Consider the following 24992-nt stretch of genomic DNA (forward strand, 5'->3'; position numbering starts at 1 on the left):
TACCTTTACTTAGCGCAAAAACTGTCACATCGGTCTAACCTGAACAGAGACTTCACCTATTTTAATGGCGCTATGGCGTGGTTATTGCTTAGCTGTAGTAAACCAAAGATTTTGTAACGTAGTGAATAGAACAAAATGTCCTATTGGCAGCGGCTTCAAATAACAACGGGATGAGATATGTCGGAAACTAAAGAACGAGAACAACAATATGAGAAAACCGAGACATCTTGGTCGATAGGCGTCCATCGCATCGAAAAAGAGATCAAGACAGGCATGTGGACAACCACACAATGGGAACTGGTAGGATTTGAGTTGTCCCCGAACAGTGACTCGAAAGAGGTGTGCTTACTGCAGTTGCATAAAGATGAACGTACAGACTATCGATTCAACCTTAGCTCGCAACAACCGAAGCTTTTTCTGGTAATGGACAACGTTGATTCAGGTGTTCCGATTATCCAACTGCTAACAGCTTCCCAAACTGTCGCAGGCCAGTATATGGATGGAGACAATCAGGTGCTTTCGTTTGACATGCCTTTACCTGTTCAAGCCTGGATGGAAGCTTTCATTGGTCGACATGGCGAACTGTTAGAAAAACGTCGTAAGAAACGTAAAGGAGCAGGGCGCGCAAATGGCAACTAGTTTCTTTAGTCGTTGGTCACAGCGTAAGTTAGATGGAGACAAGGGTACTGACGTTGAAGTAGAAGAGACAGTTAACGTTACTACTGATGCTCAATCTTCTGAATTTACGAGCATTAACGACCCAGAACCTTCGGTTGCTTCAGAGCAAATACCCGCTGATATTTCAGTGGAAAGTCAGGGTGACTCAGTAGAGAACGTTGAAGGTGAATCTCCTTCTGTTGCTCAGCTGCTGGTATCTGAGGCATCGGAGAGCGTCAAAAAGGCAGCTCTGAGAAAGCTATTCTTATCTGAAGAGTTCAATGTTCGTGATGGCTTAGACGATTATGATGATGACTACAGCAACCTTAAGTCTCTTAGTGAAGGCGTTGCTGATACGTTAAGAGACTGGGTAAAAGAAACGGTTGAGGATAGTGAGCCTGTCACTGCTAATGCTAAAGATGAGTCAGCTACGACCAGTGATACCTTAGAACATGAGGTAGCAGAAGCAGAGCAAGAAGATGTTCAACAAGAAGGATTCGATGCTTCTGAAAATGAACCTCAAGATACCCTCAATTCAGACACTGAGAACGTTGAGAAGTCTCCAAAATAACATTAACTGTACATATATACAGTTATTCATAAAATAGGCATTTTATCTACAAAGATGAATCTGTAATTGAGACAAAATATACCACACAAAAAATAGGTACATTTTGACTAAATACTCAATGAACCGACTGAGACAAATTGTCCCAGTCGGTTTTTTTGTCCTTAAAATAGAGCGATAAACCCTATAAGTTATTGAAATTTAATTAAATTAAAATTGGCATATACATTGCTTTGAACAAACATAATCAACGGGTTAGTAGATTGTTTTACGATCAATGATGAGATACGAGACATCATTAGTTGAGCAATTAATCAGCATTCTATTAGAGGCTGACTACAATCAAGGTTGAGCAGATTATCCATGACGCTATATGGAACTGAGCAATGCTTAAAGAACTATTAAAAGAAGCAACAACCAATAATGGTAAAGCGCGACTCTATGCTTTTGAAAATACCGTAGAGTTAACCAACCTTATTCCACCAACGGTAAGTTATGAAAGTGGTGGTAATACCCTAATCATAGGGCCAACTGCAATCATTGAGAGCGCGGCTGCACAGCTTCCTCAATTGACCAGCCTTACTCTGCTATCAACGGATGGAGAGAAGGGTTCAAACAGTGAACTCTATTTCGCTAATTCGGTTCAGGTATCAGGTTTCCTAGGTACGTTTGAAGTGATTATTGAAAACCGTGGGACGACGAGTAATTTAGCGAAAGTTGCTATCAATCACGATTGCTTTGATGTTGTGTTAGACCTATGCCTAAACAGCTGCATGACTGAAGAAGTTCCAGTTCCGGGTTACTACCCAGTTGGACGTGGCTATCCGAAATTGGCTGAAGCACTAGAAGAGATCCCAACGCTAATGGGTACCTTCGATAAGCCAAAATTTTTCCGTTTAGATACTGATTTGTGTGCGCATAGCTCTCGTGGCGTTAAAGGCTGTGAGCGTTGTGTTGATGCTTGTCCAGCAGGCGCGCTATCCAGTGAAGGTACAGACAAAACCGGTCATCGCATCGAAATTAACCCGTACCTTTGTCAAGGCGTGGGTACTTGTGCAACGAGCTGTCCGACAGAAGCTATCAGTTACGCACTTCCTAATCCAGATGACACGCAAAAATTCATTGAGCGTACATTAGCCAACTATGAGAAAGCAGGGGGGCTAGACCCGATCGTTCTGATCTGTAGCTCTCGTCATGAAACATACAATGTAATGGCACTTAAAGCACTTCCAGAGAATGTGATTCCGGTTGTTGTTGAAGAGCTGCCTTCTGTTGGGATTGATACCTGGTTTGCAGCTTTAGTAAATGGTGCGACTCAGGTTCTGTTTGCAGCGTCTCGCTTTATGCCAGAAACCATTATTCGTGTCCTTAACAACGAAGTTGGTATTGCTCAAGAATTGTTGGATCAAATCGGTGTAGCAAAAGAGACAGTAGATATCCTTTACCTTGAATCTCTTCGCGAAGGTGCGCCGACACTCTGTACCGACTCTTTTGATTTGGCACTTGGTGACCTTCAAGGTAATAAGCGCCAGCGTCTATTTACTGCGCTAGACGCCCTGAGTACATCACGAATTCCTGTCGAAAATATTGTTGAACTTCCATCGAACGCACCTTACGGCAACGTTTCGTGTGAAAGCAAAGATTGTACGTTATGTATGAGTTGTGTGGCGGTATGTCCAACTCGTGCACTTCATACCGATGGCACATCTCCATCTCTAAAATTCATTGAGCAAGATTGTGTTCAGTGTGGCCTTTGTGAAAAAGCATGTCCTGAAAACGTTCTAACTCTAACACCTCGTATGAATTGGGTGAAAGAGGAGCGTCAGAAGGCGGTTGTGATCCATGAAGAGAAAGCTGCGGAGTGTATTCGTTGTCATAAGCCTTTTGCTCCTCAATCTATGATTGATATGTTGCAAAACAAGTTACGCGGTCACTCACATTTTTCAGACGAAGCAGCGATCAATCGTATTGCTATGTGTGAAGACTGCCGTGTCATCGATATGTTCGATTCAATGGCTCAAGACCCATTGAAACAACTGAAATACTAGGAGTTGGCTTTGGATACTCATTCAGAACAAGAACAAACATTAAGAACAGATATCTACCTAGTTCTATCCGCACTATTTCGTAGTGCTCCAACAGAAGAGATGATCGACTTTTTAAAATCTCTAGAAATTGAAGAGTCAGAAAGTGCCATGCAAAAAGCTTGGATTGCGCTTCAACAAGCCGCAATTGAATGTGAGCGTGAAGCGCTAGAGGACGAATACCAAGACCTTTTCATCGGTATTGGCCGTGGTGAAGTCATGCCTTTTGGTTCATGGCATATGACTGGCGCAATGATGGAAAAGCCACTTGCTGAGATCCGACACGATCTTGAGCTTCTTGGTATTGAGCGCGACGAAAACGTAAAAGAGCCAGAAGATCATATTTCAGCACTTTGTGAAGTGATGGCGATGCTAACCAGTGAAGAAGAAGAGCTTCAACAAGTTGTTTTCAATAAACATATTGCACCTTGGTTTGAATCATTCACTCGCCAGACGGAGAGTGCGGAACACGCCAACTTTTACAAGCCGGCTGCTCAACTATGCCAAGCATTCCTATCACTAGAACAAGTTCGTTTTAGTGTGAATACCAAAAGCAGTAAGCACAAATCAAAAATTGATGTGAAAAACGTCACTGATTACGAGTAATCGAGCAGTACTCGATCATATCGATAGAGGGGCAGCAAGCCTCCATAAAGATCTACCGTAAGGTAAGGAAGCAATGATGAAAGATAATAAAGAAGTAAATACAAGCCGTAGGGACTTACTCAAAGGCTTAACAACTGCAGCCGTAGCGGGTGCTGTTGTCGCTGGAACTTCAACAGTGGCATCAGCGGCTGAAACGCCTGACCTTTCCAAAAAAGACGTGAAGAAGACTGGCTACCGTGAAACGCAACATATTCGCGACTACTACGACACACTATAGGGGATAAAGGATGAAACTAGTCAAACGCTCCGATAGTGTGAGCAAGGAAACCAATCAGCTCGGCGTATCTCGTCGTGCATTCATGAAGAACACTTCATTGGCTGCTGGTGGCGCTGTAGTAGGTGCAAGCCTATTTGCTCCGGGCATGATGAAGAAAGCACAAGCGAAATCGGTTGATCCAGATGCGAAAACTGAGATCAAACGTACGATCTGTTCTCACTGTTCTGTGGGTTGTGGTATCTACGCTGAAGTTCAAAATGGCGTATGGACTGGCCAAGAGCCGGCATTTGACCACCCATTCAACGCTGGTGGACACTGTGCGAAAGGTGCAGCACTGCGTGAGCACGGCCACGGTGAACGTCGTCTTAAGTACCCAATGAAACTGGAAGGCGGTAAATGGAAGAAGCTTTCTTGGGACCAAGCAATCGAAGAGATCGGTAACAAGGCGCTCGAGCTGCGTAAAGAGTCTGGTCCTGATTCGGTTTACTTCCTTGGTAGTGCGAAACACAGCAACGAACAAGCTTACGCATTCCGTAAAATGGCGTCACTTTGGGGCACCAATAACGTCGACCACCAAGCGCGTATTTGTCACTCAACCACAGTAGCAGGTGTAGCGAACACTTGGGGCTACGGTGCAATGACAAACTCATTCAATGACATGCACAACTGTAAGTCGATGCTGTTCATTGGTTCAAACCCAGCAGAAGCGCACCCAGTTGCGATGCAGCACATCTTGATCGCGAAAGAGAAAAACAACTGTAAGATCGTAGTTGCAGATCCTCGCCGCACTCGTACAGCTGCGAAATCGGATCACTACGTATCACTTCGTCCAGGTTCTGACGTTGCGTTTATTTGGGGCGTGTTATGGCATGTCTTCGCAAACAAGTGGGAAGACAAAGAGTTCATTCGCCAACGTGTATTTGGTATGGATGAGATCCGTGAAGAAGTTGCAAAATGGACGCCGGCTGAGGTTGAGCGCGTAACTGGCGTATCTGAAGCTGACGTTTACCATACAGCGAAACTGCTTTCTGAAAACCGTCCTGGTTGTATTGTTTGGTGTATGGGTGGTACTCAACACACCACAGGTAACAACAACACTCGTGCTTACTGTGTACTTGAACTTGCACTAGGTAACATCGGCAAATCAGGCGGCGGTGCTAACATTTTCCGTGGTCACGATAACGTACAAGGCGCAACTGACCTAGGCGTACTATCAGATACGCTTCCTGGCTACTACGGTCTCTCTGAAGGTTCGTGGCGTCACTGGTCTAAAGTCTGGGATCTAGACTTCGATTGGGTGAAAGGGCGTTTCGACGACAACGCTTACGGTGGTCAGAAACCAATGAACAGTGCCGGTATTCCAGTATCTCGTTGGGTTGATGGTGTTTTAGAAAACAAAGACAACATCCGCCAACGAGAAAACATTCGCGCAATGTTCTACTGGGGGCACGCGGTCAACTCTCAGACTCGTGGCCCTGAAATGAAAAAGGCGATGCAGAAGTTGGATATGATGGTGATTGTTGACCCATACCCAACAGTTGCAGCGGTAATGAACGATCGCACCGACGGCGTTTACCTGCTACCAGCGACGACTCAGTTCGAAACTTATGGCAGTGTTACGGCATCAAACCGCTCACTACAGTGGCGTGACAAAGTGGTTGATCCGCTGTTCGACTCTAAGCCTGACCACGAAATCATGTACCTACTTTCTAAGAAATTAGGTTATGCGGACCAGTTGTTTAAAAACATCCGCGTAGAGAACAATCAACCACTGATTGAAGACCTTACACGTGAGTTCAACAAAGGGATGTGGACGATCGGTTACACGGGTCAAAGCCCAGAGCGTCTTAAAGAGCACCAGCAAAACTGGCATACATTCCATAAAACGACGCTGGAAGCGGAAGGTGGCCCAATCCACGGTGAAACCTACGGAATGCCTTGGCCATGTTGGGGCACCCCAGAGATGAAACACCCTGGTACACACATCCTTTACGATACATCTAAGCCGGTTGCTGAAGGTGGCGGTAACTTCCGTACCCGTTTCGGTGTTGAGTTTGAAGGCCAAAGCCTATTGGCAGAAGACAGCTACTCGAAAGGCAGTGAAATCAAAGACGGCTACCCAGAGTTTAGCGACAAGCTTTTGAAGCAACTGGGTTGGTGGGACGACCTAACAGCTGAAGAAAAAGCGGCTGCTGAAGGCAAGAACTGGAAAACCGATCTATCTGGTGGTATCCAACGCGTTGCGATTAAGCACGGTTGTATCCCATTTGGTAATGCGAAGGCGCGCGCGATTGTTTGGACATTCCCAGACCGCGTACCACTTCACCGTGAGCCGCTGTACACACCACGTCGTGACCTAGTTGCTGACTACCCAACGTGGGATGACAAAGAAGCGATCTTCCGTGTACCAACCTTGTACAAATCGATTCAAGAAGAAGATAAGTCTGGCGAGTACCCAATCATCCTAACTTCTGGCCGTCTGGTTGAATACGAAGGTGGTGGTGAAGAGACTCGTTCTAACCCTTGGCTTGCTGAACTTCAACAAGAGATGTTCGTTGAAGTGAACCCGAAAGACGCAAACGACATCGGCTTTAAAGATGGCGATGATGTTTGGGTCGAAGGTGCAGAAAAAGGCCGTATTAAGGTGAAAGCTCTTGTCACACGTCGTGTGAAGCCTGGTCTGGCATTTATTCCATTCCACTTCGGCGGTAAGTTCCAAGGTGAAGATCTACGTTCTAAGTATCCTGAAGGCACTGACCCGTATGTTATTGGTGAAGCCGCAAACACAGCGACCACTTACGGTTATGACCCTGTAACTTTGATGCAGGAAACGAAAGTAACCCTTTGTAACATTCGTAAGGCTTAAGGAGTCCAATAATGGCTAGAATGAAATTTCTTTGTGACACTAAGCGTTGTATCGAATGTAACGGCTGTGTCACTGCATGTAAAAACGAAAACGATGATGCTCTAGAGTGGGGTATCCAACGTCGCCGCGTTGTCACACTGAACGATGGCGAACCGGGTGAAAACTCTATCTCAGTTGCTTGTATGCACTGTACTGACGCACCTTGTATGGCGGTATGTCCTGCAGACTGTTTCGAGCACACTGAAGACGGCATCGTACTTCACAACAAAGATCTGTGTATCGGCTGTGGCTACTGTCTATTCGCTTGTCCATTTGGCGCACCACAATTCCCTAAACAGGAAGCGTTTGGTGAGCGCGGTAAGATGGACAAATGTACATTCTGTGCTGGCGGTCCTGAAACTGAAGCGGGCTCTGTTGAAGAGCGCCAGAAGTACGGTGCCAACCGTATTGCTGAAGGTAAGCTGCCAATGTGTGCATCACTATGTTCAACTAAAGCGCTACTTGCGGGTGATGCAGAGAAAGTCTCTGATGTATTCCGTCAGCGCGTTGTAGAGCGTGGTGCGAAAGGCGCAGGTTGGACTGACGGCAATGACCTTTCTTACGATGCGACTAAGAGCTAAGTAGGGAGAGACGTATGTTTTCATTGTTAAAACGTCTCTCACTTGTCGTGCTGCCACTACTGGCAGCACTGACAATGCTGGCTCCAATGAGTCACGCTGCTGAGACGAAAGCGAATACCGCAGAGCGTGAGATGACCCAACTGGCAGGTGCAGACTTTTGGCGACAAGTGCGTGAGGGTGAGACAGGATACACAACGTCTCAATCTGCTGAGCACGGTATGCTGATAAGTACTCCCGGACAAACGTGGTACATCTTAAAAGAGAAGTGGATGTCTCCGGCAGGCGCAGTTGCTATTTTCGGTAGTATTGCCTTTGTTACTCTGATGTACATTGTGATTGGTCCACTGATGTTAAGTGCGCCGAGAACAGGGCGTAAAATAAAACGTTGGTCTCGTTTAGACAGAGCACTCCACTGGAGCATGGCCTTTACCTTCCTAACTTTGGCCTTCAGCGGCTTAATGTTGGTTTATGGTAAGCATTTCTTAAAGCCGTATATCCCAACGGATTTGTGGGGCTTTATCATCATGCTCGCAAAGCAATACCACAACTACATCGGTCCAATTTTCTATGTACTGCTAATGTGCGTACTGGTGAAGTGGTGGCGTAAGTCTATCTTCAAGATGGTCGACCTTAAGTGGTTTATGAAGCTTGGTGGTATGGTTGGTAAGCATAAAGGCTCACACCCGTCAGCGGAGTTTTCAAACGCTGGTGAAAAAGCACTGTTTTGGTTACTTATCGTTGTAGGTACTGTCGTTGCGATCAGTGGTTTAGTTCTAGACTTCCCAATCTTTGGTCAAACACGTCGTGATATGGAGCTTTCTAACTTAGTTCACATGCTAGCGGCACTGATCCTTATCTGTGGCTTTGTGTTCCACATCTATATCGGCCTGTTTGGTATGGAAGGGGCGCTAGAAGGTATGGTAACGGGTGAAGTTGACGAAACTTGGGCAAAAGAGCACCACGACCTTTGGTACGAAGAAGTTATGGCGAAAGAGAAACAGGAAGCACGACAAGGGGATGTTACTGGTTCGAATACAGAGAATGTCTCGCAAACAGAAAAAGAGGTAAAGCCGAATGAACAAACCTCATAACGGTATTTGGGTTGCTTACATACTAAGTTGCTTTACACCATTTACCTGTCTGGTTTCGGGTGTAATCGCTATTGTCTATGCGGGGTATCGTCTAGACAAAGGGGAAGATGGGGAAATTGTCGATACCCATTACTACGGTCTGATCCGTACTTTCTTCCTGAATCTGACCTACTTTGTGGTATTGATCGTAACTGTTGCAACGTCAAATGGTGTTTTGAAAGGCGTAAATGACTACTGGTATAAGAGTCATTTCATCGATAAAGTTGCGTACTACATCCCTTACGTGGGTATGTTGTTTGGTGCTATTGCCATTGTGGTTTGGTTTATTCGTATGTACCAAGGAATGACCCGCCTGAAGCAAGGTTTGCCACAAAAAGCTTCGACAGGACCAAACCTATAACAACACTCTTAAGTTGTTCTATTTAAAACCCAGCTCTTTGCTGGGTTTTTTATTGTCTGCTTTCTAAATCCTCTAATCCATTCCCTTGATGTTGCACGCTTCTTTATGGTGCGCCTCACTATCTTGGTGCAAATAAAACTAGCAATTTACATCCTGTTGCTCACCAAAATCGTGCCACTACATATTCAAATCTTTATTAATCAATCATTTAAGAGATAGTTCAGGCTGCGCTTAATCGGTTCATATGGTTTGGAACGCATCTTGCCTAGCTATTGAGTCTTTAAATAATTACATCATTTAACACGCACACAATCAGTGCAAATGATAAAGCAAAAGGAGTTAGCTTTAATGAGCCAGTCAGTCGAGCAAGTTCATAGTGCAGTACAGAACTTGACGCAAAGTTCGGACACACTGTTTTTACTACTTGGTGCCATCATGGTTTTCTTGATGCACGCAGGTTTTGCCTTCCTAGAGGTAGGTACGGTACGAAAGAAAAACCAAGTAAACGCTTTGGTGAAAATTCTTGCGGATTTTGGCGTGTCCGCTATCGCGTATTTCTTTATCGGATATTGGGTTGCTTATGGCGCACACTTTTTCGCTGATGCCGATACCTTGGCTCAAGCAAATGGCTATGAGTTAGTGAAGTTCTTCTTCTTAATGACGTTTGCTGCGGCGATTCCAGCAATTGTATCGGGTGGTATCGCAGAGCGTGCACGTTTCTACCCAGTACTATTGGCGACCTTGTTTACGGTCGGTCTGGTTTATCCGTTCTTTGAAGGCATTATTTGGAATGGGAATTTTGGCCTACAAGATTGGTTCGAAGCGCAGTTTGGCTATGGCTTTCATGACTTCGCAGGTTCAATCGTCGTACATGGCGTAGGTGGTTGGATTGCATTGGTCGCAGTTTACTTTCTGGGAATGCGTAAAGGACGTATTCGTGCGGGTAAGCACACCAACTTCGCACCATCAAACATTCCTTTCTTAGCGTTAGGCGCATGGATTCTTTGTGTCGGTTGGTTTGGCTTTAACGTAATGTCAGCGCAGGCAATCAATGGCATTAGCGGCTTAGTTGCAATGAACTCTCTCATGGCGATGGTTGGCGGTATTCTAGCAGCACTGTTTGCTGGCAAGAACGACCCAGGCTTCATTCACAATGGTCCTTTGGCGGGCTTAGTCGCAGTTTGTGCAGGCTCAGACTTGATGCATCCACTCGGTGCACTTGTCACAGGTGGTGTCGCAGGCGCGCTATTTGTTTATCTGTTTACCTACATGCAAAACAAAACCAAAATTGATGACGTATTAGGTGTTTGGCCTCTACATGGCGTTTGCGGTGCGTGGGGCGGTATTGCGGCAGGCATTTTTGGTCAACAAGCATTCTGGGGACTCGGTGGGGTGAGCTTTGTGGTTCAGGTTCTGGGTACTGTCACAGGTATTGTAGTTGCGGTTGGCGGTGCATTCATTGTCTACGGCATCCTAAACAAAGTGACAGGTCTTCGTTTAAGCGAGGAAGATGAATTTAACGGCGCGGATCTAGCAATTCATAAGATCTCATCTGTGAGTGAAGATTAAGGTTTTATCAGAACAATCTTCGAGTCTCGAAACACTCAACTTAAAAGCGGCTTCGGTCGCTTTTTTGTTTTCTACAAAGAGCGAGAATCGATTTAACAGTCGTCTCTTCGCTATTTTTCCTCTTCAAAACTCAAGCTAGTTCACAAATGACCAATGAATACATGCGCATAAGACCATCGTCTAATCCCCAAAACTATTGTTGGAATTTGAACAGTGCTAAGCTGTTACAAAGTGACATATTGATAAGGACGTAATATGAATTTCCCATACAGAAATATCGTGATTCTCACAGGAGCTGGGATCTCGGCAGAGTCAGGAATACAAACTTTTCGTGCGCAAGACGGATTATGGGAAAACCACAAGATCGAAGATGTGGCGACCCCCGAAGGCTTTCAACGAGACCCTGATTTGGTTCAAGCATTTTACAATAAGCGCCGCAAGGGACTGCAAAGCCCCGACATTGAGCCTAATGTTGCACATAAAGCCCTGGGTGAGCTTGAGAAGCGTTTAGACGGGAAAGTCACCATCATCACACAGAATATCGATAACCTTCATGAGAGAGGCGGTAGCGACAATGTGATACACATGCACGGCGAACTCCTAAAAGCCCGTTGCAGTGAATCGAATCAGGTTATTGAGCACAAAAGTGACATTGTAACGGGTGAGTTATGCCATTGCTGCCAAATCCCGGCGCAGATGAGACCTCACATTGTTTGGTTTGGTGAAATGCCGCTGCGTATGGGCGACATTTACTCTGCGTTGGAAGATGCAGATCTATTTATTTCTATCGGTACTTCTGGCGTAGTGTACCCAGCTGCAGGCTTTGTCCACGATGCGAAAATGCATGGCGCTCATACTATTGAAATTAACCTAGAGCCAAGCGCTGTAGAAAGCGAGTTTGTTGAAAAGCGTTATGGTAAGGCAAGTATTGAAGTACCTAAATTAGTTTCAGAGCTTCTATATGAAGAGCCCAAAAGTTTGAGAGCTTGAAAGAGGTAATAACGTATTCGTTGAATCGAGTAGGAGGAGGCCTCACGGCCTCCGTCCTCTCACACCACCGTACAAGCGTGGGTCGCATACGGCGGTTCCGAATATACTTTCAGTGACTCATACCCATCTCGCAACGAGTATAACCCCAACTCATCGAACCATTTTATTGGCATGGCGTGATTCACCTGAGGCGTTCTAGCTAAGTGCCACCAACCCTTGTCTGACATCGCTAGCTTCCACGCATTGCGTTCTGTTACCCCTTGTCGTTGTAACCAACTCGCTATGCTATATCTGCGTTTGCGTTGCCTTAGGCGGTAACACCTTAACCGTCGCCTTATCCATTTATCTAAGTGCTGCATTGCACTTTTTCGTATGGCAAGTTTGAAGTAGTGTTGCCAGCCTCGTAGGTACTGAGTTAATTCCGTGATTGTCACTTGTAACTCTCGACCTCGATTTCGCTTCGTTATTTTCCGCACTCGCTTCTTCATTTGAACTTGTGCCGATTTCGATATCAGGATTGCTCCATCTATCTTGAAGCTATGCCCTAGGTAAGTTCGCTCCGTCACTCTTGTTGCTGCGCTTTTCTCACGGTTTACCGTCAGCTTTAACTTCTGCTCCAAGAACTCCGTTATCGACTCTTTGACTCGATTTGCGGCTTCCTTACTACCAACATAGATTTGGCAATCGTCTGCATATCGGCAGAACTTATGCCCTCTACGTTCTAACTCTTTATCCAGTTCATCTAATACGATATTGGAGAGCAACGGAGATAATGGCCCGCCCTGTGGCGTGCCTCTTTGTCTCTGTTCAACTAACCCATTTCGCATTATGCCTGCCTGTAGATATAACCTGATTAGCTTTAGGACTCGTTTGTCACTGACGTCCTGCGATAGTCTGTGCATCAGTCTATCGTGGTTCACCGTGTCGAAGTATTTTGCTAGATCAATATCCACTACATAGCCTCGACCCTCTCTGATGTAGTGACTTGCTGCCGCTAGTGCATGATGTGCGCTACGGTTGGGTCTGAACCCATAACTACTATTGGAGAACTTGGGCTCATAGATATCTGACAGCACCGATGTGATCGCCTGTTGGACTATCCTATCAAGCACCGTTGGGATACCTAATTGCCTTACGCCGCCATTAGGTTTGGGGATTTCTACACCGAGAACGGGGTGAGGTTGATAGCTCCCAACCAGAAGACTCTGGCGGAGCTCTTGCCCATTTGAAGCTTGACGAAGTTTTGAGATGGTTGCTGTGATTTCGAGCTTATCGACACCTGCACATCCCTTATTCTTCTTCACTCTTCTTAGAGCATGGTTCAAGTTCGCTGAAGAGCAGATTTGCTCCATCAGCGCAGTTGGGCTCACCAAGACTCGTCCTCCTTTCTACGCCGACCATGCTTGTCATTCTTCGTGACCATGAGCTTTACTTGCGGTATCGCCCATTGGAACGTAGAGATGTTATTCATCTTGCTATGACCCCACATGATTGAGTAAATAGTGACTGCTTCTTGATATATTCAGTTCAGGCCTTCCTTTGAGTTGTACTTCCTCAAAGTACTATGCCTTCTGCTGACTTCTTATAATCCATCACACAACATCGCTGCTGTATTAGTCTCGACTGAGACAGATCATAAGATCTCCCGAGGTAAGACGTTGCTCTTTCCCTTGGTCGTGCCTGATTTACCTATATACACTTCCCGTCGAGGCATTGGGCCATTCTATCTATCGCTAGGTTACCCAAGTTATATAGGCCTACTATCAGATTTCTGTTCGTCACCACCAAGTTTTGTCATTTGCTTCCTTCAGATTTCACCTCACGGTGAACACCCTTGCATAGACTAACGGTTCTCGCTCGACTGAGCCCGTAGAGGACTTTCACCTCCTAGATCAACGCCATGCTCGGCGCACGATAAAAAGAAAGCGGCCAACGCCGCTTTCATATTCAGTCAAAAATAAACTAGTTGTTTACTTTTAGTTTCTGGAAGTACTCGTCATAAATAACGCTCGCTTCGCCCACTTCGTCTTGCCATACACCGTTGTCCATTACAGATTGTGGTGGGAATACGTTCTGGTCTTCAGCAAATTCTTTCGGTAGAAGAGGGTATGCCGTTTTAACTGGCGTTGGGTAGCCGATTTCTAATGCGATTTTCGCAGCATTTTCAGGGCGTAATAGGAAATCGATCATCTTATGTGCCGCTTCAATATTTTTCGCGCCTGACGGAATCGCTAGACTGTCCATCCAGAAAATAGCACCTTTTTCCGGCCAGATGATGTCAATCGTTGCACCTTCCTGGCGAGCCATGTATGCAGAACCGTTCCAAAGCATACCCAGAGAAACTTCACCTGCAAGGTAAGGGTTTGCCGGGAAATCTGAGTTGAACACCAACACGTTTGGCATCAGCTTTTTCAGCTCTTCATAAGCCGCTTTAATTTCATCTGGATTAGTTGTGTTTGGAGAGTAACCCAGTTTAGTTAGAGCGATGTGGAACACCTCACGAGAGTCGTCCATCATCATCAGTTGACCTTCCCACTGCGTATCCCATAGGTCATCCCATGATTTAACAGAAGATTTGTCTAACATGTCTGAATTAATGCCAATACCCGTTGCGCCCCAAATGTATGGGATAGAGTAGCTGTTACTTGGGTCAAATGGTTTGTCCAAGTAGTTTGGATCCAAATCCGCAAAATGCGTAAGCTTAGACTTGTCTAGCTCTTGTAGCATACCTTCTTTGCGCATCTTAGATACGAAGTAAGTAGAAGGAACAACTAGGTCGTAACCTGACCCTTGAGTTTTTAACTTGGCGTACATGCTTTCGTTAGACTCGTAGGTAGAGTAGATAACTTTAATTCCAGTCTCTTCAGTAAAATCCTCTAACACTTCGTTAGGAATGTATTCAGACCAGTTGTAAAAGTACAGTTCTTGGTCTGCTGCGAAAGAGGGCGTTGAAAGTAAGGTAGCAGCACACAATGCGCCGGTATACAGTGCTTTTTTCATTACTGTTCCGTTCATTTGTTTGATTTGAATCTGGGTTGCGAACCCAATGTGAATCGATTAATAAAAATCGCGTCGGATTATAGCAGTCTAATACGAAAATAGGCAGCCTAAGCTGCCTATTGCATTGAATTTATTATAGACCTTATTGGCCGGCTTTCAACTTCATGAAATACTCTTCATATTTCACGGTTTTGTCGCCAACGGCAGCTTGCCATTCAACGCGATCTAGATCTTCTTGAGAAGGGAACAGCGCAGGGCTATTTTTGAATTTCTCGTTTGATGCTTTTACTGCGGTTAAGTAGCCCGTATCGCGAGAGATCTGCTCTGCAATCTCAGGGCGCAGTAAGAAGTCGATCATCTTATGTGCCGCTTCTACGTTCACAGCACCAGAGCTGATAGCGAAGTTATCTACCCAGCCGATCCCGCCTTCTTTCGGAAATACCAGTTTAATTGGCAAACCTTCATTTTGAGCCGCAGCAGCAGAGCCGTTCCAAAGCATACCTAGACCAACTTCACCAGACATGTACGGAGCACCTGGGTTATCAGAGTTAAACACAAGTACGTTTGGCATCAGCTTTTGTAGTTCAGCGTAAGCTTCGTCGATCTGCTTCTCGTCTGTTGTGTTACCTGAGTAACCAAGCTTGCGAAGAGCAATGTGGAACACTTCACGAGTGTCATCCATCATCATTAATTGACCTTCAAGCTCAGGTTTCCACAAGTCTGCCCAGCTTTGGAACTCTTCTGGATCATACATATCTGTGTTAACGGCAAGACCTGTGATCGCAACAACGTGAGGAATAGAGTAGTCGTTATTTGGATCGTACGGCTTATCTAGGTAATTAGTATCTAAGTTATTAAAATTACTTAACTTAGACTTATCAATTTTTTGTAGCATACCTTCATCGCGCATCTTAGAGACGAAGTAGGTAGATGGCACAACAAGGTCGTAACCTTTGTTATGCGTTTTTAGCTTTGCGTATAAGGTTTCGTTCGACTCATAAGTAGAGTAGATCACCTTAATACCTGTTTCGTTTGTGAATTTTTCTAAGATCTCACTGTTGATGTAAGGACCCCAGTTCATAAACACTAATTCTTTGTTCTCTTCTGCAGATACAGACGCAGAAAACATAGAAAGCGCACATGCACTACCAGCTAATAAAGTAGCCCATTTTTTCATTGACGTTAGCTCCAAACTAAACGTTGCCTAAAGGCAGTAGATAGAAAAACAGAATGGCGATTTCACCATTCTGCTTATGAATAACACGTGAGGTTTACTTGATTTTCTCTCTTGCTAGCAGTTGAGAAGCAACAACTAGTATCAACGAGACCACAAGCATAACCGTTGCGAGGGCATTAACCTCTGGTGATATTCCCACTTTCACCATTGAATAAATCTTCAATGGTAAGATTTCATATGTTGGACCAGTCACAAAAGAGCTGATGATCACGTCATCAAGCGATAGTGTGAAGCTCAGTAACCAACCCGCAGCAACCGCAGGTTTCGCTAGCGGAAGAATGATCTGTTTCAAGATCGTCCACTCACTGGCGCCCAAGTCTTTTGCTGCTTCCAGCATTTTGACATCAAAGCCGTTCAAGCGACTGTAGACTGTCACCACAACAAACGGTAGACAGAAGGTAATGTGAGCTGCGAGTAGGGTGAAGAACCCAAGCTGAACACCCATTACCAAAAACAGTGCCAATAACGAGATTGCCATAACTATATCAGGTGACATCATCACCACAAACAGCATTGTGTTTACAACGCCTTTACCTTTGAACTGGTATCTGAACAATGCCACAGCCGTCAAGCTACCGACGATTGTCGCCGCGGTTGCAGAGAACACAGCCACATTGAGAGAGTGCCATGCTGCCTGCATAAGGCTGTCATTATTTATGAGTGCGTCATACCACTTGGTGGTGAAGCCGCCCCATTTCATACCAAATTTGTTCGCATTAAATGAGTTTGCGATTAGTACGATGATTGGTAAGTATAGAAAACCATATACCAATGTCATAAAGCTGAACTTAACTGTGCGACCCATTAGTCTAGCTCCACTTTCTTATTCAATAGCTTACCTGCACGATAGTAGGCATAAAGCATCACAGCCATTGCTGCCGTTAGCGCAATACTGGTTGCCGCACCAAACGGCCAATCTCGGGCGTTCAGTACCTGGCTCTTAATCACGTTACCAATCAGTAGGTTCTTCGCACCGCCTAAAAGGTCGGAAATGTAGAACATGCCTAACGCAGGTAACAAGACAAGTAAACAGCCGCCAATAATACCTGGCATTGTTAGTGGTAAAATGACTTTAAGTAACGTCTGTAATTTATTCGCACCCAAATCTTTTGCAGCTTCAATGTAGGTATCGTCCAACTTCTCAATTGCAGAGTAGAGTGGCAGAATCATAAACGGCAGTAGGATGTATACGAGACCAATCATTACAGCTGTTTCTGTGTACATAATACGCATCGGCTTATCGATGATTTCTAATGCCATCAAGCTTTTGTTCAATATACCTTGAGTACCCAGTACAATCTTCAAGCCGTAGGTACGAATCAATGAGTTTGTCCAAAAAGGAACAATCACCAAGAACAGCATGAATGGGCGCCATTTAGCTGGCATTTTCGCAATAATATAAGCGAATGGATAACCAATCACTAAACAAAGTAGAGTTGCTACAATCGCCATGTAGAACGAATGCGCTAACACTTTGAAGTATAATGGATCAGCCAGACGAACATAATTATCGAGAGTGAACGTCATATCGATAAGGTTCGCTTCATCTCTAGTTAAAAAGCTTGTACCAATAATCATGATGTTTGGAATCATCACGAAAATAACAAGCCAACCAGTGATTAAAGCGATAATGGCGTTTTGTAAATTAAACTTCTTGCTCATCTTCTAGCACCACTTCCCAGCTCTCAACCCAAGTTACAGCAACTTTTTGGCCCAGTGAGTGATCAACATCTGGGTCATCTTCGTTGAAGAATTCGCTAACCATTACGCGCATACCAGATTCCAGTTCAACAACTGAATCCAGCGTCATGCCTTTATAGGTACGCTCGATAATATGGCCAACAATGCCACGCTGCTCAGACTCTTTGATCTCTTCGATTCGAAGATCTTCAGGTCTTAATAGAACTTGCAGCTTTTGTCCTTCAGTGATCTCTTTATCGTGATAGATAATAGAGTCTTCACCTTCAATCTTTGCCACAATACGCTTTTCGTCTTGACGAGAAATTGCGGTTGCTTCGAACACGTTGATCTCGCCAATGAAACGCGCAACGAATAGGTTTTTAGGCTCTTCGTAGATTTCACGTGGCGTACCATCTTGTTCGATAACACCGTCTCGCATAACGATAATACGGTCTGACATCGATAGCGCTTCTTCTTGGTCATGCGTTACAAAGATGAACGTAATACCAAGTTGACGCTGAAGCTGCTTAAGCTCAATCTGCATCTGTTTACGAAGTTTGTAATCCAGCGCCGATAGAGATTCATCCAGCAGTAGAACTTTAGGCTTATTAACAACCGCACGCGCGATCGCGATACGTTGCTGCTGACCACCAGAGAGTTGGTGTGGTTTTCGTTGCGCCATCTGTTCTAGGCGTACCATTTTCAAAGCATCCGTTACACGAGGCTCAATCTCAGCGCTTGGAACTTTCTGCATACGTAGACCAAATGCCACATTGTCGAAGACAGTCATATGTGGGAATAGGGCGTAGCTCTGGAAAACCGTGTTTACATGCCTTTGTTCAGCAGGAACTTGGGTAACATTCTGATCAGCTAATAGGATTTGACCATTATCTGCCGTTTCAAACCCCGCAATCATTCTTAGTACTGTGGTTTTACCACAACCGGATGGGCCTAAGATGGTGAGGAACTCACCGTGATTGACATTTAGATCAAGATTGCCGATGACTTCCTTACCATCGAAACTTTTACTAATACCAGTGAGTTGTACTACTGGTTTTCCTACTGATTGTTTAGCGTTCAACGTCTGTTTTTCTCCACCTTGGTCCTTTTCAAGACCTGTTGCTACACACTTTTAAGGCGCGCATCATAATCACCAAAATCGTGAATTCAAAGCATTTTTTGCCATTGATTGATAAAAAATTTCGCAGGTAAAAGTAAACATCTTTTACCATAATGATAATTGAGGCATTTACGATTAAATAAGTGTCTAATTATTAACCATTAACTCACAAAAGCAAGCCTTGTTACAGAATCAAGTTTTAGTTTGCACTCGACATGTGAGTATAATGAAGCCAATTTTTTATCAATAAGTTAGGTGGCTTCGAATTTGTGGCACACCTAGGTATCACTATGAACAATGACATCGAAAAAGACTTTAATTTAGGCGGCAGTATCGACAGAGCACTTTCTGGAGATTACGAACTTAAAGCGACAGCTGTTTTTCAAGAAGCGTGGAAGCACACGATTAGTCACTTCTTAAACTTCTCGCCGGCCATTATTGCTTTAATGTTTGTCCAACTTGCTATCTTTTATATCGCTCTCAAGTTACAACTTGGTGACCCGAGTATCATCCTTGATGCAGTCATTGATCCTGAAGCTTTTACGCCACAGATTGTTGAGTCGATTTTCATTGCTAACTTTAGCTATGAAGTTATCAGTGCTCCGGTATACGCAGGTATCAGCCTAATGGCGATGAGTCACGCTGCAGGGTTAAATACAAAACTGCGTCATATCGGGAAAGGTCTGCAATTTACTGTACCAGTGATCTTGGCAACGCTATTTAGTTTAATGCTGCAGGGGATAGCAGGTATGATTCTGCCGTTCTTGTCGATTTATTTCTCTTTGGCTTTCACTCATTCAATCCTGCTTATCTGTGATAAGAAAGTACCGCCGATGCAATCTTTGTTACTTTCATTACGTGCAGTAAACAAGAAGATACTCACTGTTGCCGCTATTTACTTGATGGTGATGCTAATGTTTATCGCTGCTGCGATGTTGTACGGCATTGGCTTGATTTTCGTTTTACCATTCTTCTTCCATGTGAAAGGTATCTTGTATCGTGAAATGTTCGGTATCAAGCTGAAACTTATCGCTTCAGATAAACCTAAAGGTGATGACGACAACAATAATGACTCACAGGTTTTCAATGCATAACTCAGATTTAGAACAAAAAGGCCGTACTCTTGCTCTCAAGGCCACGGCTCTCGTATTATTAGGCTCGGTCTCTTTGGTCGGCCCTTACCTTTATAATGAGGAAGTCGAGCGCAGAAAGGCATCCACCGAAAAAACTCAAGCGGGGAGCAGCAATATTCCCAAATTAAAGCTGCCATCAGGGAAACCTAACTTCGCTGAGATTGAAGATACTAATGCAAAGAAAAAAGCCTTCTTCGACTATCTACGCCCGAGTATCAATCTTGAAAACCGCCGCATTTCCAAAGAACGATTTTTCTTAGAAAAGCTTGCCGATAAGGGAGTCTCAAATGCTGACGCAGAAGACGAAGCATACGCGGAAAGATTAGCTAAGCTATACAGCTTACCGCTTTCAACCGCAGGTATCGATGAAAAGTGGGTGAAAGAGATGCTGAGCCGTATAAACGTGATTCCGGAAGCTTTAGTTCTGACACAAGCGGCTAATGAATCTGCTTGGGGTACGTCTCGATTTGCGACTAAAGCAAACAACTACTTTGGGCATTGGTGTTACAGCAAAGGATGTGGGCTTGTTCCATTACAACGTAATGAAGGAAGCACACATGAAGTAGCGAAATTTTCTTCTAGCCAAGAATCCGTACACCGCTATTTCATGAACTTAAATCGAAATAATGCCTATCAAGACCTACGTAATATCAGAGCTGAGTTGGCTAGTAAAGGCGACGATCTGTTAACGATGGAAGCGGCTACTAAACTGACGGAAGGTTTGTTGAAATATTCTGAACGTGGTGCTGACTATGTGACTGATTTACAAGCCATGATACGCCACAACAAGGTATACTGGGTCAAATAACCACTTGAATGAATAAAGAGCAGCGGGTTAACGCTGCTCTTTTTCGTTTCCTAGCTCAACAATGATAAGAAGTACCATGAAAAAGACGACGCTTGCTATTCTGGCCTCATTGAGTCTTGGGCTTTCTCTGCCCGCTGCTGCCCAAGAGTACATGTTCACCTATTCAAAACTATACACGCAACTAAAGAACAATCTTAAAGAAGGTCACGAAGACGTAAAAGTTGCTGTATTTTTTGTAGACCAAGCCAACAATACGACTTGTCACATTCGTAAGTCTTGGATGGAAAAAGAAGAGCACTACGAAGATCTAGAGGTTTCTTCAGGTAATGAGCTTCTGATTCCTATCGACAAAAACTTGCGATCAGCGAATCCTTTAATCTTCGTTCATACAACAGAAGAAGAATGCGCATACTCACTCGTAGTCATGACCAAAGAGCCACTACAAGGCGAAGTACAGGTTAGCGATATAGAAACACTACTACCGCAAATGCAAACTATGTTAGAAGACCTCAGCGGTATGTTTTCTAGTTGGTTCACACCTGATATTGAGGGCGTAACACTGGAATTCCCAAATCAACTCGATAGTGAAATCAGCTTTTCAAATGGTAAAAAGATAGCAATTGAGCAGGGTCGTGCTCGCTTTACCATTGCAGAACTTGACGGCGCGAGCAGCTTTACACTGCCAGAACCAACATTACGAGTATTGCCATATATTCCAGCTGACAAATAAAACGGGCACTAACGTTTAGACAAAACAGCAAGCACATCGCTTGCTGTTTTTGTTTGAATCGGATTGATATAGAACAGTATTGTCAATAAGAGGTAAGGTTATCTCGCGTTGACTATTTCAACCTTAAATAAAAATCCGTATAATCCACGCCCTAAAACATACCACCTAGCAATCGACAGTCGGTGTTCCCGGCAGTATGAGAATAGCAATGAACCAAAACGATAACAGAAAAGAAATCCACGAATTCAACAAGCTTCAAAAGCGCCTAAGAAGAAATGTTGGAAATGCCATCATCGACTACAACATGATCGAAGAAAATGACGTAGTAATGGCCTGTATTAGTGGCGGTAAAGACTCATTCGCTATGTTAGACATCCTGCTACGTTTACGTGAAGCAGCACCAATCAAATTTGATGTTGTTGCAGTAAACCTAGACCAAAAACAACCTGGCTTTCCTGAGCATATTCTTCCTGAATACTTTGAAACGCTGAACATTCCTTACTACATCGTAGATAAAGATACGTACTCAGTGGTTAAAGAGAAGATCCCAGAAGGTAAAACAACGTGTGGCCTATGTTCTCGTCTGCGTCGTGGTACTTTGTACTCATTCGCAGAGAAGATTGGCGCGACTAAAATTGCCCTTGGTCACCACATGGATGACATCGTTGAAACTATGTTCCTTAACATGTTCCACGGTGCTCGCCTAAAAGCTATGCCACCTAAACTGCGTTCTGATGATGGCCGTAACGTTGTTATTCGCCCACTGACTTACTGTCGTGAAACGGATCTTATCAAGTACGCTGAACACAAAGAGTTCCCAATCATTCCTTGTAATCTATGTGGCTCGCAAGAGAACCTACAACGTCAATCTATCAAAGCGATGCTTATTGACTGGGATAAGAAAACTCCAGGTCGTGTAGAGAAGATCTTCAAGTCAATTCAAAACGTTAGCCCAAGCCAACTGGCTGACCGTGAACTGTTTGATTTCGTGAACCTTCCATTAGATCGTAGCGGCGAGCGTGAAGAGTACGAATTCCAAGAAGCTGAAATCTCATCTTCTAACATCGATGAGTCAATGTTCATCGACGTGACTAACATCTAGCATCTAAGTTAGAGACAACAGACAAATAGAAAAGCGCCTCTAGTCAAACTAGAGGCGCTTTTCTAATACGTGATGAAACTTAGCTAGAAGTGTTTGGGTCGAGTGGGCTAATAAACCCGGCTGGTTTCAATGCTAAGACGTCACAGTTGATTTTATCAATCACATGCTCAGCGGTATTACCAATAAATACCGCTGATAGACCTGTACGACCTGTTGTGCCAAGAATAACCATTGCAGCGTTGTTCTCTGCTGCCACCTTAGGAATAACGTCTTCAGGTAAGCCTTGCTCTACAATTGTTTGTTCTTCACACATACCGTGCTTCTGACGAAGCGCTTTCATGGCAGTTAGATGATGACCACGGACAGCGTCGGTATAGGATGTCGGATCAAACTCCGGCAACTCAATGGTAATGTTAGCTGGAGTCACAGGGTAGGCGTTAACCAAGTAAGGCTGAGCGTCTAGTCGGCCTGTGATTTCTAATAATCGTTCGACCATCGCATCGTTAAGCTCTAAGTGAGATTCCGTTTCGGAACCGACATGGACAGATGCAAAGATCTTCGCGTCTTCTGGCCAATACTCATTTTTAACCAATAAAACAGGGCTTGGACATTTACGCAATAAGTGCCAATCGGTCGGGGTGAAAATGACCGACTCTAAAGTATCGTGCTTACGAGTGCCCTTTATCAGGATATCGTGCTCACCGCTAAAAACTTCAGCAATGATGGCCTCATAAGGGCGGTTATGCCAGACAACCTTAACATTGAACTCAATTGAGTCATCCAAATATGGCTCTGCCACTTTATTCATCCAGATCTCACGTTGGTGTATAACACCTTTACGCATCGCGTCACGCTCATCAGCAGAAAGCATCGATGTCATGTCGTAGGAAAAATCGTAGATAGAATGACCCGTCCTGATATGGGTTGACACTTTTTAGTCAAAACGCTCGATGTACTTCATCGGGCGTTTTGTATTTTAAGGCCGTATGTGGCCTCATCTGATTATAGATTTCTACTGACTCGGCGACCATTTTTCTCGCCTGAGCAACATCTTTAGGTTTCTTCAACAAGTATTCCATTTTCAAAATACCATTTACTCTCTCTGCCAAGGCATTTTGATAGCAGTCATATCCATCAGTCATGGAACACACGATCTTGTGCCTAGAGTGTAAGTCTTGGTACTCCTTTGAACAGTACTGTGAGCCTCTATCTGAGTGATGGATTAAGCTTTCCTGATTTCGACGTTCTCTCAAAGCTCTTATAAAAGCTTGTTTTACGGCCTTCGTCTGCATGTTGTCATCCACGCTGTATCCGACGATCTTTCTGGAATAGGCATCAGTGATAAGACTGACGTAACTGTTTCCCTCATAGGTTGGAAGGTAAGTAATATCAGCAACCCACAACTGTTCCGGTCTTTCGGGCTTAAAGCCATCCTTTATTTTATTTGGGTGGCAGTAAAACCTATGATGGCTATCCGTTGTTCGATGGTAAGCACGTTTAACCTTCACAAGCAGCCGATGATGTTTAAGCAGAGAAAATAGATAATCCCGACCTACTTTCATTCCAGCTTTTTCCATCATGTACTTAAGCTTTCTCGTTCCTATTCGAGCCTGTTTGATGCGAGTTTCACGAACAAAGCTCAGAAGAGCTTTGTCACGCTGCCTGTTACGATCGTCAATAAGACACTGTTTATAATATGCTTGCCTAGATATATTGATGATTTGGCAAAATCTAGTCACCGTGAGCTGAGCTATGTTTTGCTCTTGGACGACGCACCTTTGTGCTTTTTTACGACGCGGACACCATGGTCTCGTTCCATAACTTTTACTACTTCTTCAAAGAAGTCGGCCCTCAGTTTGGTATCCTCGAGTTTCTTTTCTAACTCTTTGATACGTTGCTCTGGTGTAGGTGGTGAATTGAATTCAGACATAGGTAAACCTTTCTTCATGAATCGAGGTGTGCCCCCAGACCAATCAAGTCGACCGTGCTTTCGGAGCCACACTAATACTGTAGAACAACCTTGTATGCCGTACTTGTCTTGTGCTTGTTTGTAAGTCAGTTCACCTCGCTCGACTTGATCAACAACATCCAATTTAAAAGCGAGGGAGTAATCACATTGAGTTCGTCTAGTTATTGATTTCATAACACTCTCCAATTTTCTGCTTGGGGAGTGTCAACCTTATTTAGGACGGGTCAGAAAGAAAGAAAGTAACGCGGCTCTTTGACGTGCTTTTTTTAGCAAGTTGAATAGCGCGAACTAGGGCAGGTTGCTCATCGTGATTGATGTCAGCGACCACTAAGATTTTGTTATAGATACTCATAACTAAGCCTACTTTTCAGACTGGACATATAAACAATGTAGCGTAGTTATAAGAAGATTAAGAGAAATATAGAAGGTTTTTGGAGAGAAACATGATGTAGCTCATTATTGAACTACATCATTGATATTTAGAA

22 protein-coding genes and 2 pseudogenes are annotated in these 24992 nt (G+C 44.3%); 15 read left to right on the plus strand and 9 right to left on the minus strand.

Going from position 1 to position 24992, the window contains the following annotated elements; genetic code table 11:
- The first annotated feature begins 177 nt into the window (after positions 1–177).
- From vsple_RS06825 to cobB, 11 genes are all read left to right on the plus strand, one after another.
- The gene (locus vsple_RS06825) at positions 178–639 is read left to right on the plus strand and encodes a DUF3305 domain-containing protein (RefSeq protein ID WP_261883080.1); all 462 of its coding nucleotides are present in this window, start codon (positions 178–180) and stop codon (positions 637–639) included.
- On the plus strand, positions 629–1228 hold the full coding sequence (locus vsple_RS06830; RefSeq protein ID WP_261883081.1) for a DUF3306 domain-containing protein: 600 nt from the start codon (positions 629–631) through the stop codon (positions 1226–1228). Before vsple_RS06825 ends, vsple_RS06830 begins: the two co-directional genes overlap by 11 nt.
- 383 nt (positions 1229–1611) lie before the next feature.
- Positions 1612–3273 carry a 4Fe-4S binding protein gene (locus vsple_RS06835; protein ID WP_261883082.1) on the plus strand — a complete coding sequence of 554 codons (1662 nt, stop codon included), beginning with the start codon at positions 1612–1614 and terminating at the stop codon, positions 3271–3273.
- A 9-nt stretch (positions 3274–3282) separates the two neighbouring features.
- A complete protein-coding gene (locus vsple_RS06840) occupies positions 3283–3915 on the plus strand; it encodes a TorD/DmsD family molecular chaperone (protein ID WP_261883083.1) in 633 nt (210 codons plus the stop codon).
- A gap of 76 nt (positions 3916–3991) precedes the next feature.
- On the plus strand, positions 3992–4192 hold the full coding sequence (locus vsple_RS06845; RefSeq protein WP_032549042.1) for a twin-arginine translocation signal domain-containing protein: 201 nt from the start codon (positions 3992–3994) through the stop codon (positions 4190–4192).
- A 10-nt stretch (positions 4193–4202) separates the two neighbouring features.
- Positions 4203–7058, plus strand: coding sequence for a formate dehydrogenase subunit alpha (locus tag vsple_RS06850; RefSeq protein ID WP_261883084.1), 2856 nt, complete (start codon positions 4203–4205; stop codon positions 7056–7058).
- Between the two features lie 11 nt (positions 7059–7069).
- On the plus strand, positions 7070–7678 hold the full coding sequence (fdh3B, locus tag vsple_RS06855; RefSeq protein ID WP_255230738.1) for a formate dehydrogenase FDH3 subunit beta: 609 nt from the start codon (positions 7070–7072) through the stop codon (positions 7676–7678).
- 14 nt (positions 7679–7692) lie between these two features.
- On the plus strand, positions 7693–8769 hold the full coding sequence (locus tag vsple_RS06860) for a formate dehydrogenase subunit gamma (RefSeq protein WP_255230737.1): 1077 nt from the start codon (positions 7693–7695) through the stop codon (positions 8767–8769).
- Positions 8753–9169 carry a hypothetical protein gene (locus vsple_RS06865; RefSeq protein WP_261883085.1) on the plus strand — a complete coding sequence of 139 codons (417 nt, stop codon included), beginning with the start codon at positions 8753–8755 and terminating at the stop codon, positions 9167–9169. The genes vsple_RS06860 and vsple_RS06865 overlap by 17 nt, the downstream gene beginning before the upstream one ends.
- Positions 9170–9517: 348 nt before the next feature.
- Complete coding sequence (locus vsple_RS06870) at positions 9518–10738, plus strand: ammonium transporter (protein ID WP_261883086.1); 1221 nt, start codon at positions 9518–9520, stop codon at positions 10736–10738.
- A gap of 255 nt (positions 10739–10993) precedes the next feature.
- Positions 10994–11728, plus strand: a complete 735-nt coding sequence (cobB, locus tag vsple_RS06875) for a Sir2 family NAD+-dependent deacetylase (RefSeq protein ID WP_261883087.1) — start codon at positions 10994–10996, stop codon at positions 11726–11728.
- A 59-nt stretch (positions 11729–11787) separates the two neighbouring features.
- On the opposite strand, the gene ltrA is transcribed toward cobB, so the two are convergent.
- The 6 genes from ltrA to potA form a co-directional block, all read right to left on the minus strand.
- Positions 11788–13080, minus strand: a complete 1293-nt coding sequence (gene ltrA, locus vsple_RS06880) for a group II intron reverse transcriptase/maturase (protein WP_338116316.1) — start codon at positions 13078–13080, stop codon at positions 11788–11790.
- A gap of 610 nt (positions 13081–13690) precedes the next feature.
- Complete coding sequence (locus tag vsple_RS06885; protein ID WP_261883088.1) at positions 13691–14728, minus strand: extracellular solute-binding protein; 1038 nt, start codon at positions 14726–14728, stop codon at positions 13691–13693.
- 142 nt (positions 14729–14870) lie between these two features.
- Positions 14871–15905, minus strand: coding sequence for an extracellular solute-binding protein (locus vsple_RS06890; RefSeq protein ID WP_261883089.1), 1035 nt, complete (start codon positions 15903–15905; stop codon positions 14871–14873).
- A gap of 94 nt (positions 15906–15999) precedes the next feature.
- Complete coding sequence (potC, locus tag vsple_RS06895) at positions 16000–16770, minus strand: spermidine/putrescine ABC transporter permease PotC (RefSeq protein WP_032549054.1); 771 nt, start codon at positions 16768–16770, stop codon at positions 16000–16002.
- Positions 16770–17627 (minus strand): spermidine/putrescine ABC transporter permease PotB, encoded by an 858-nt coding sequence (gene potB / locus vsple_RS06900; RefSeq protein ID WP_261883090.1) that lies wholly within the window; start codon positions 17625–17627, stop codon positions 16770–16772. The genes potC and potB overlap by 1 nt, the downstream gene beginning before the upstream one ends.
- The gene (gene potA, locus vsple_RS06905) at positions 17611–18726 is read right to left on the minus strand and encodes a spermidine/putrescine ABC transporter ATP-binding protein PotA (protein ID WP_261883091.1); all 1116 of its coding nucleotides are present in this window, start codon (positions 18724–18726) and stop codon (positions 17611–17613) included. The genes potB and potA overlap by 17 nt, the downstream gene beginning before the upstream one ends.
- A gap of 329 nt (positions 18727–19055) precedes the next feature.
- Here potA and vsple_RS06910 point away from each other — a divergent pair, with 329 nt between their 5' ends.
- The 4 genes from vsple_RS06910 to ttcA all read left to right on the plus strand — a co-directional run bounded on the left by vsple_RS06910 (position 19056) and on the right by ttcA (position 22538).
- Positions 19056–19859, plus strand: a complete 804-nt coding sequence (locus vsple_RS06910; protein WP_261883092.1) for a DUF2189 domain-containing protein — start codon at positions 19056–19058, stop codon at positions 19857–19859.
- Positions 19852–20706, plus strand: a complete 855-nt coding sequence (locus tag vsple_RS06915) for a glucosaminidase domain-containing protein (RefSeq protein ID WP_261883093.1) — start codon at positions 19852–19854, stop codon at positions 20704–20706. The genes vsple_RS06910 and vsple_RS06915 overlap by 8 nt, the downstream gene beginning before the upstream one ends.
- Positions 20707–20782: 76 nt before the next feature.
- Positions 20783–21436, plus strand: a complete 654-nt coding sequence (locus tag vsple_RS06920; RefSeq protein ID WP_261883094.1) for a DUF2987 domain-containing protein — start codon at positions 20783–20785, stop codon at positions 21434–21436.
- A gap of 208 nt (positions 21437–21644) precedes the next feature.
- Positions 21645–22538, plus strand: coding sequence for a tRNA 2-thiocytidine(32) synthetase TtcA (ttcA, locus tag vsple_RS06925; protein ID WP_150872417.1), 894 nt, complete (start codon positions 21645–21647; stop codon positions 22536–22538).
- Between the two features lie 79 nt (positions 22539–22617).
- Here the strand turns inward: ttcA and uspE are convergent.
- From uspE to vsple_RS06940, 3 genes and pseudogenes are all read right to left on the minus strand, one after another.
- Positions 22618–23451, minus strand: a pseudogene (uspE, locus tag vsple_RS06930) (universal stress protein UspE); the annotation flags it as partial.
- Positions 23452–23476: 25 nt separating this feature from the next.
- Positions 23477–24681 (minus strand): IS3 family transposase gene (locus tag vsple_RS06935; RefSeq protein ID WP_261881532.1). Its coding sequence is split into 2 segments (ribosomal slippage): positions 23477–24312 and positions 24312–24681, totalling 1206 coding nucleotides; the frame shifts between segments, so codons are not numbered across the junction.
- Between the two features lie 52 nt (positions 24682–24733).
- A pseudogene (locus tag vsple_RS06940) lies at positions 24734–24859 on the minus strand (universal stress protein UspE); the annotation flags it as partial.
- Positions 24860–24992 lie beyond the last annotated feature (133 nt).

The sequence above is a fragment of the Vibrio pelagius genome (assembly GCF_024347575.1).
In the GTDB taxonomy this organism is placed as follows: Bacteria; Pseudomonadota; Gammaproteobacteria; order Enterobacterales; family Vibrionaceae; genus Vibrio; species Vibrio pelagius.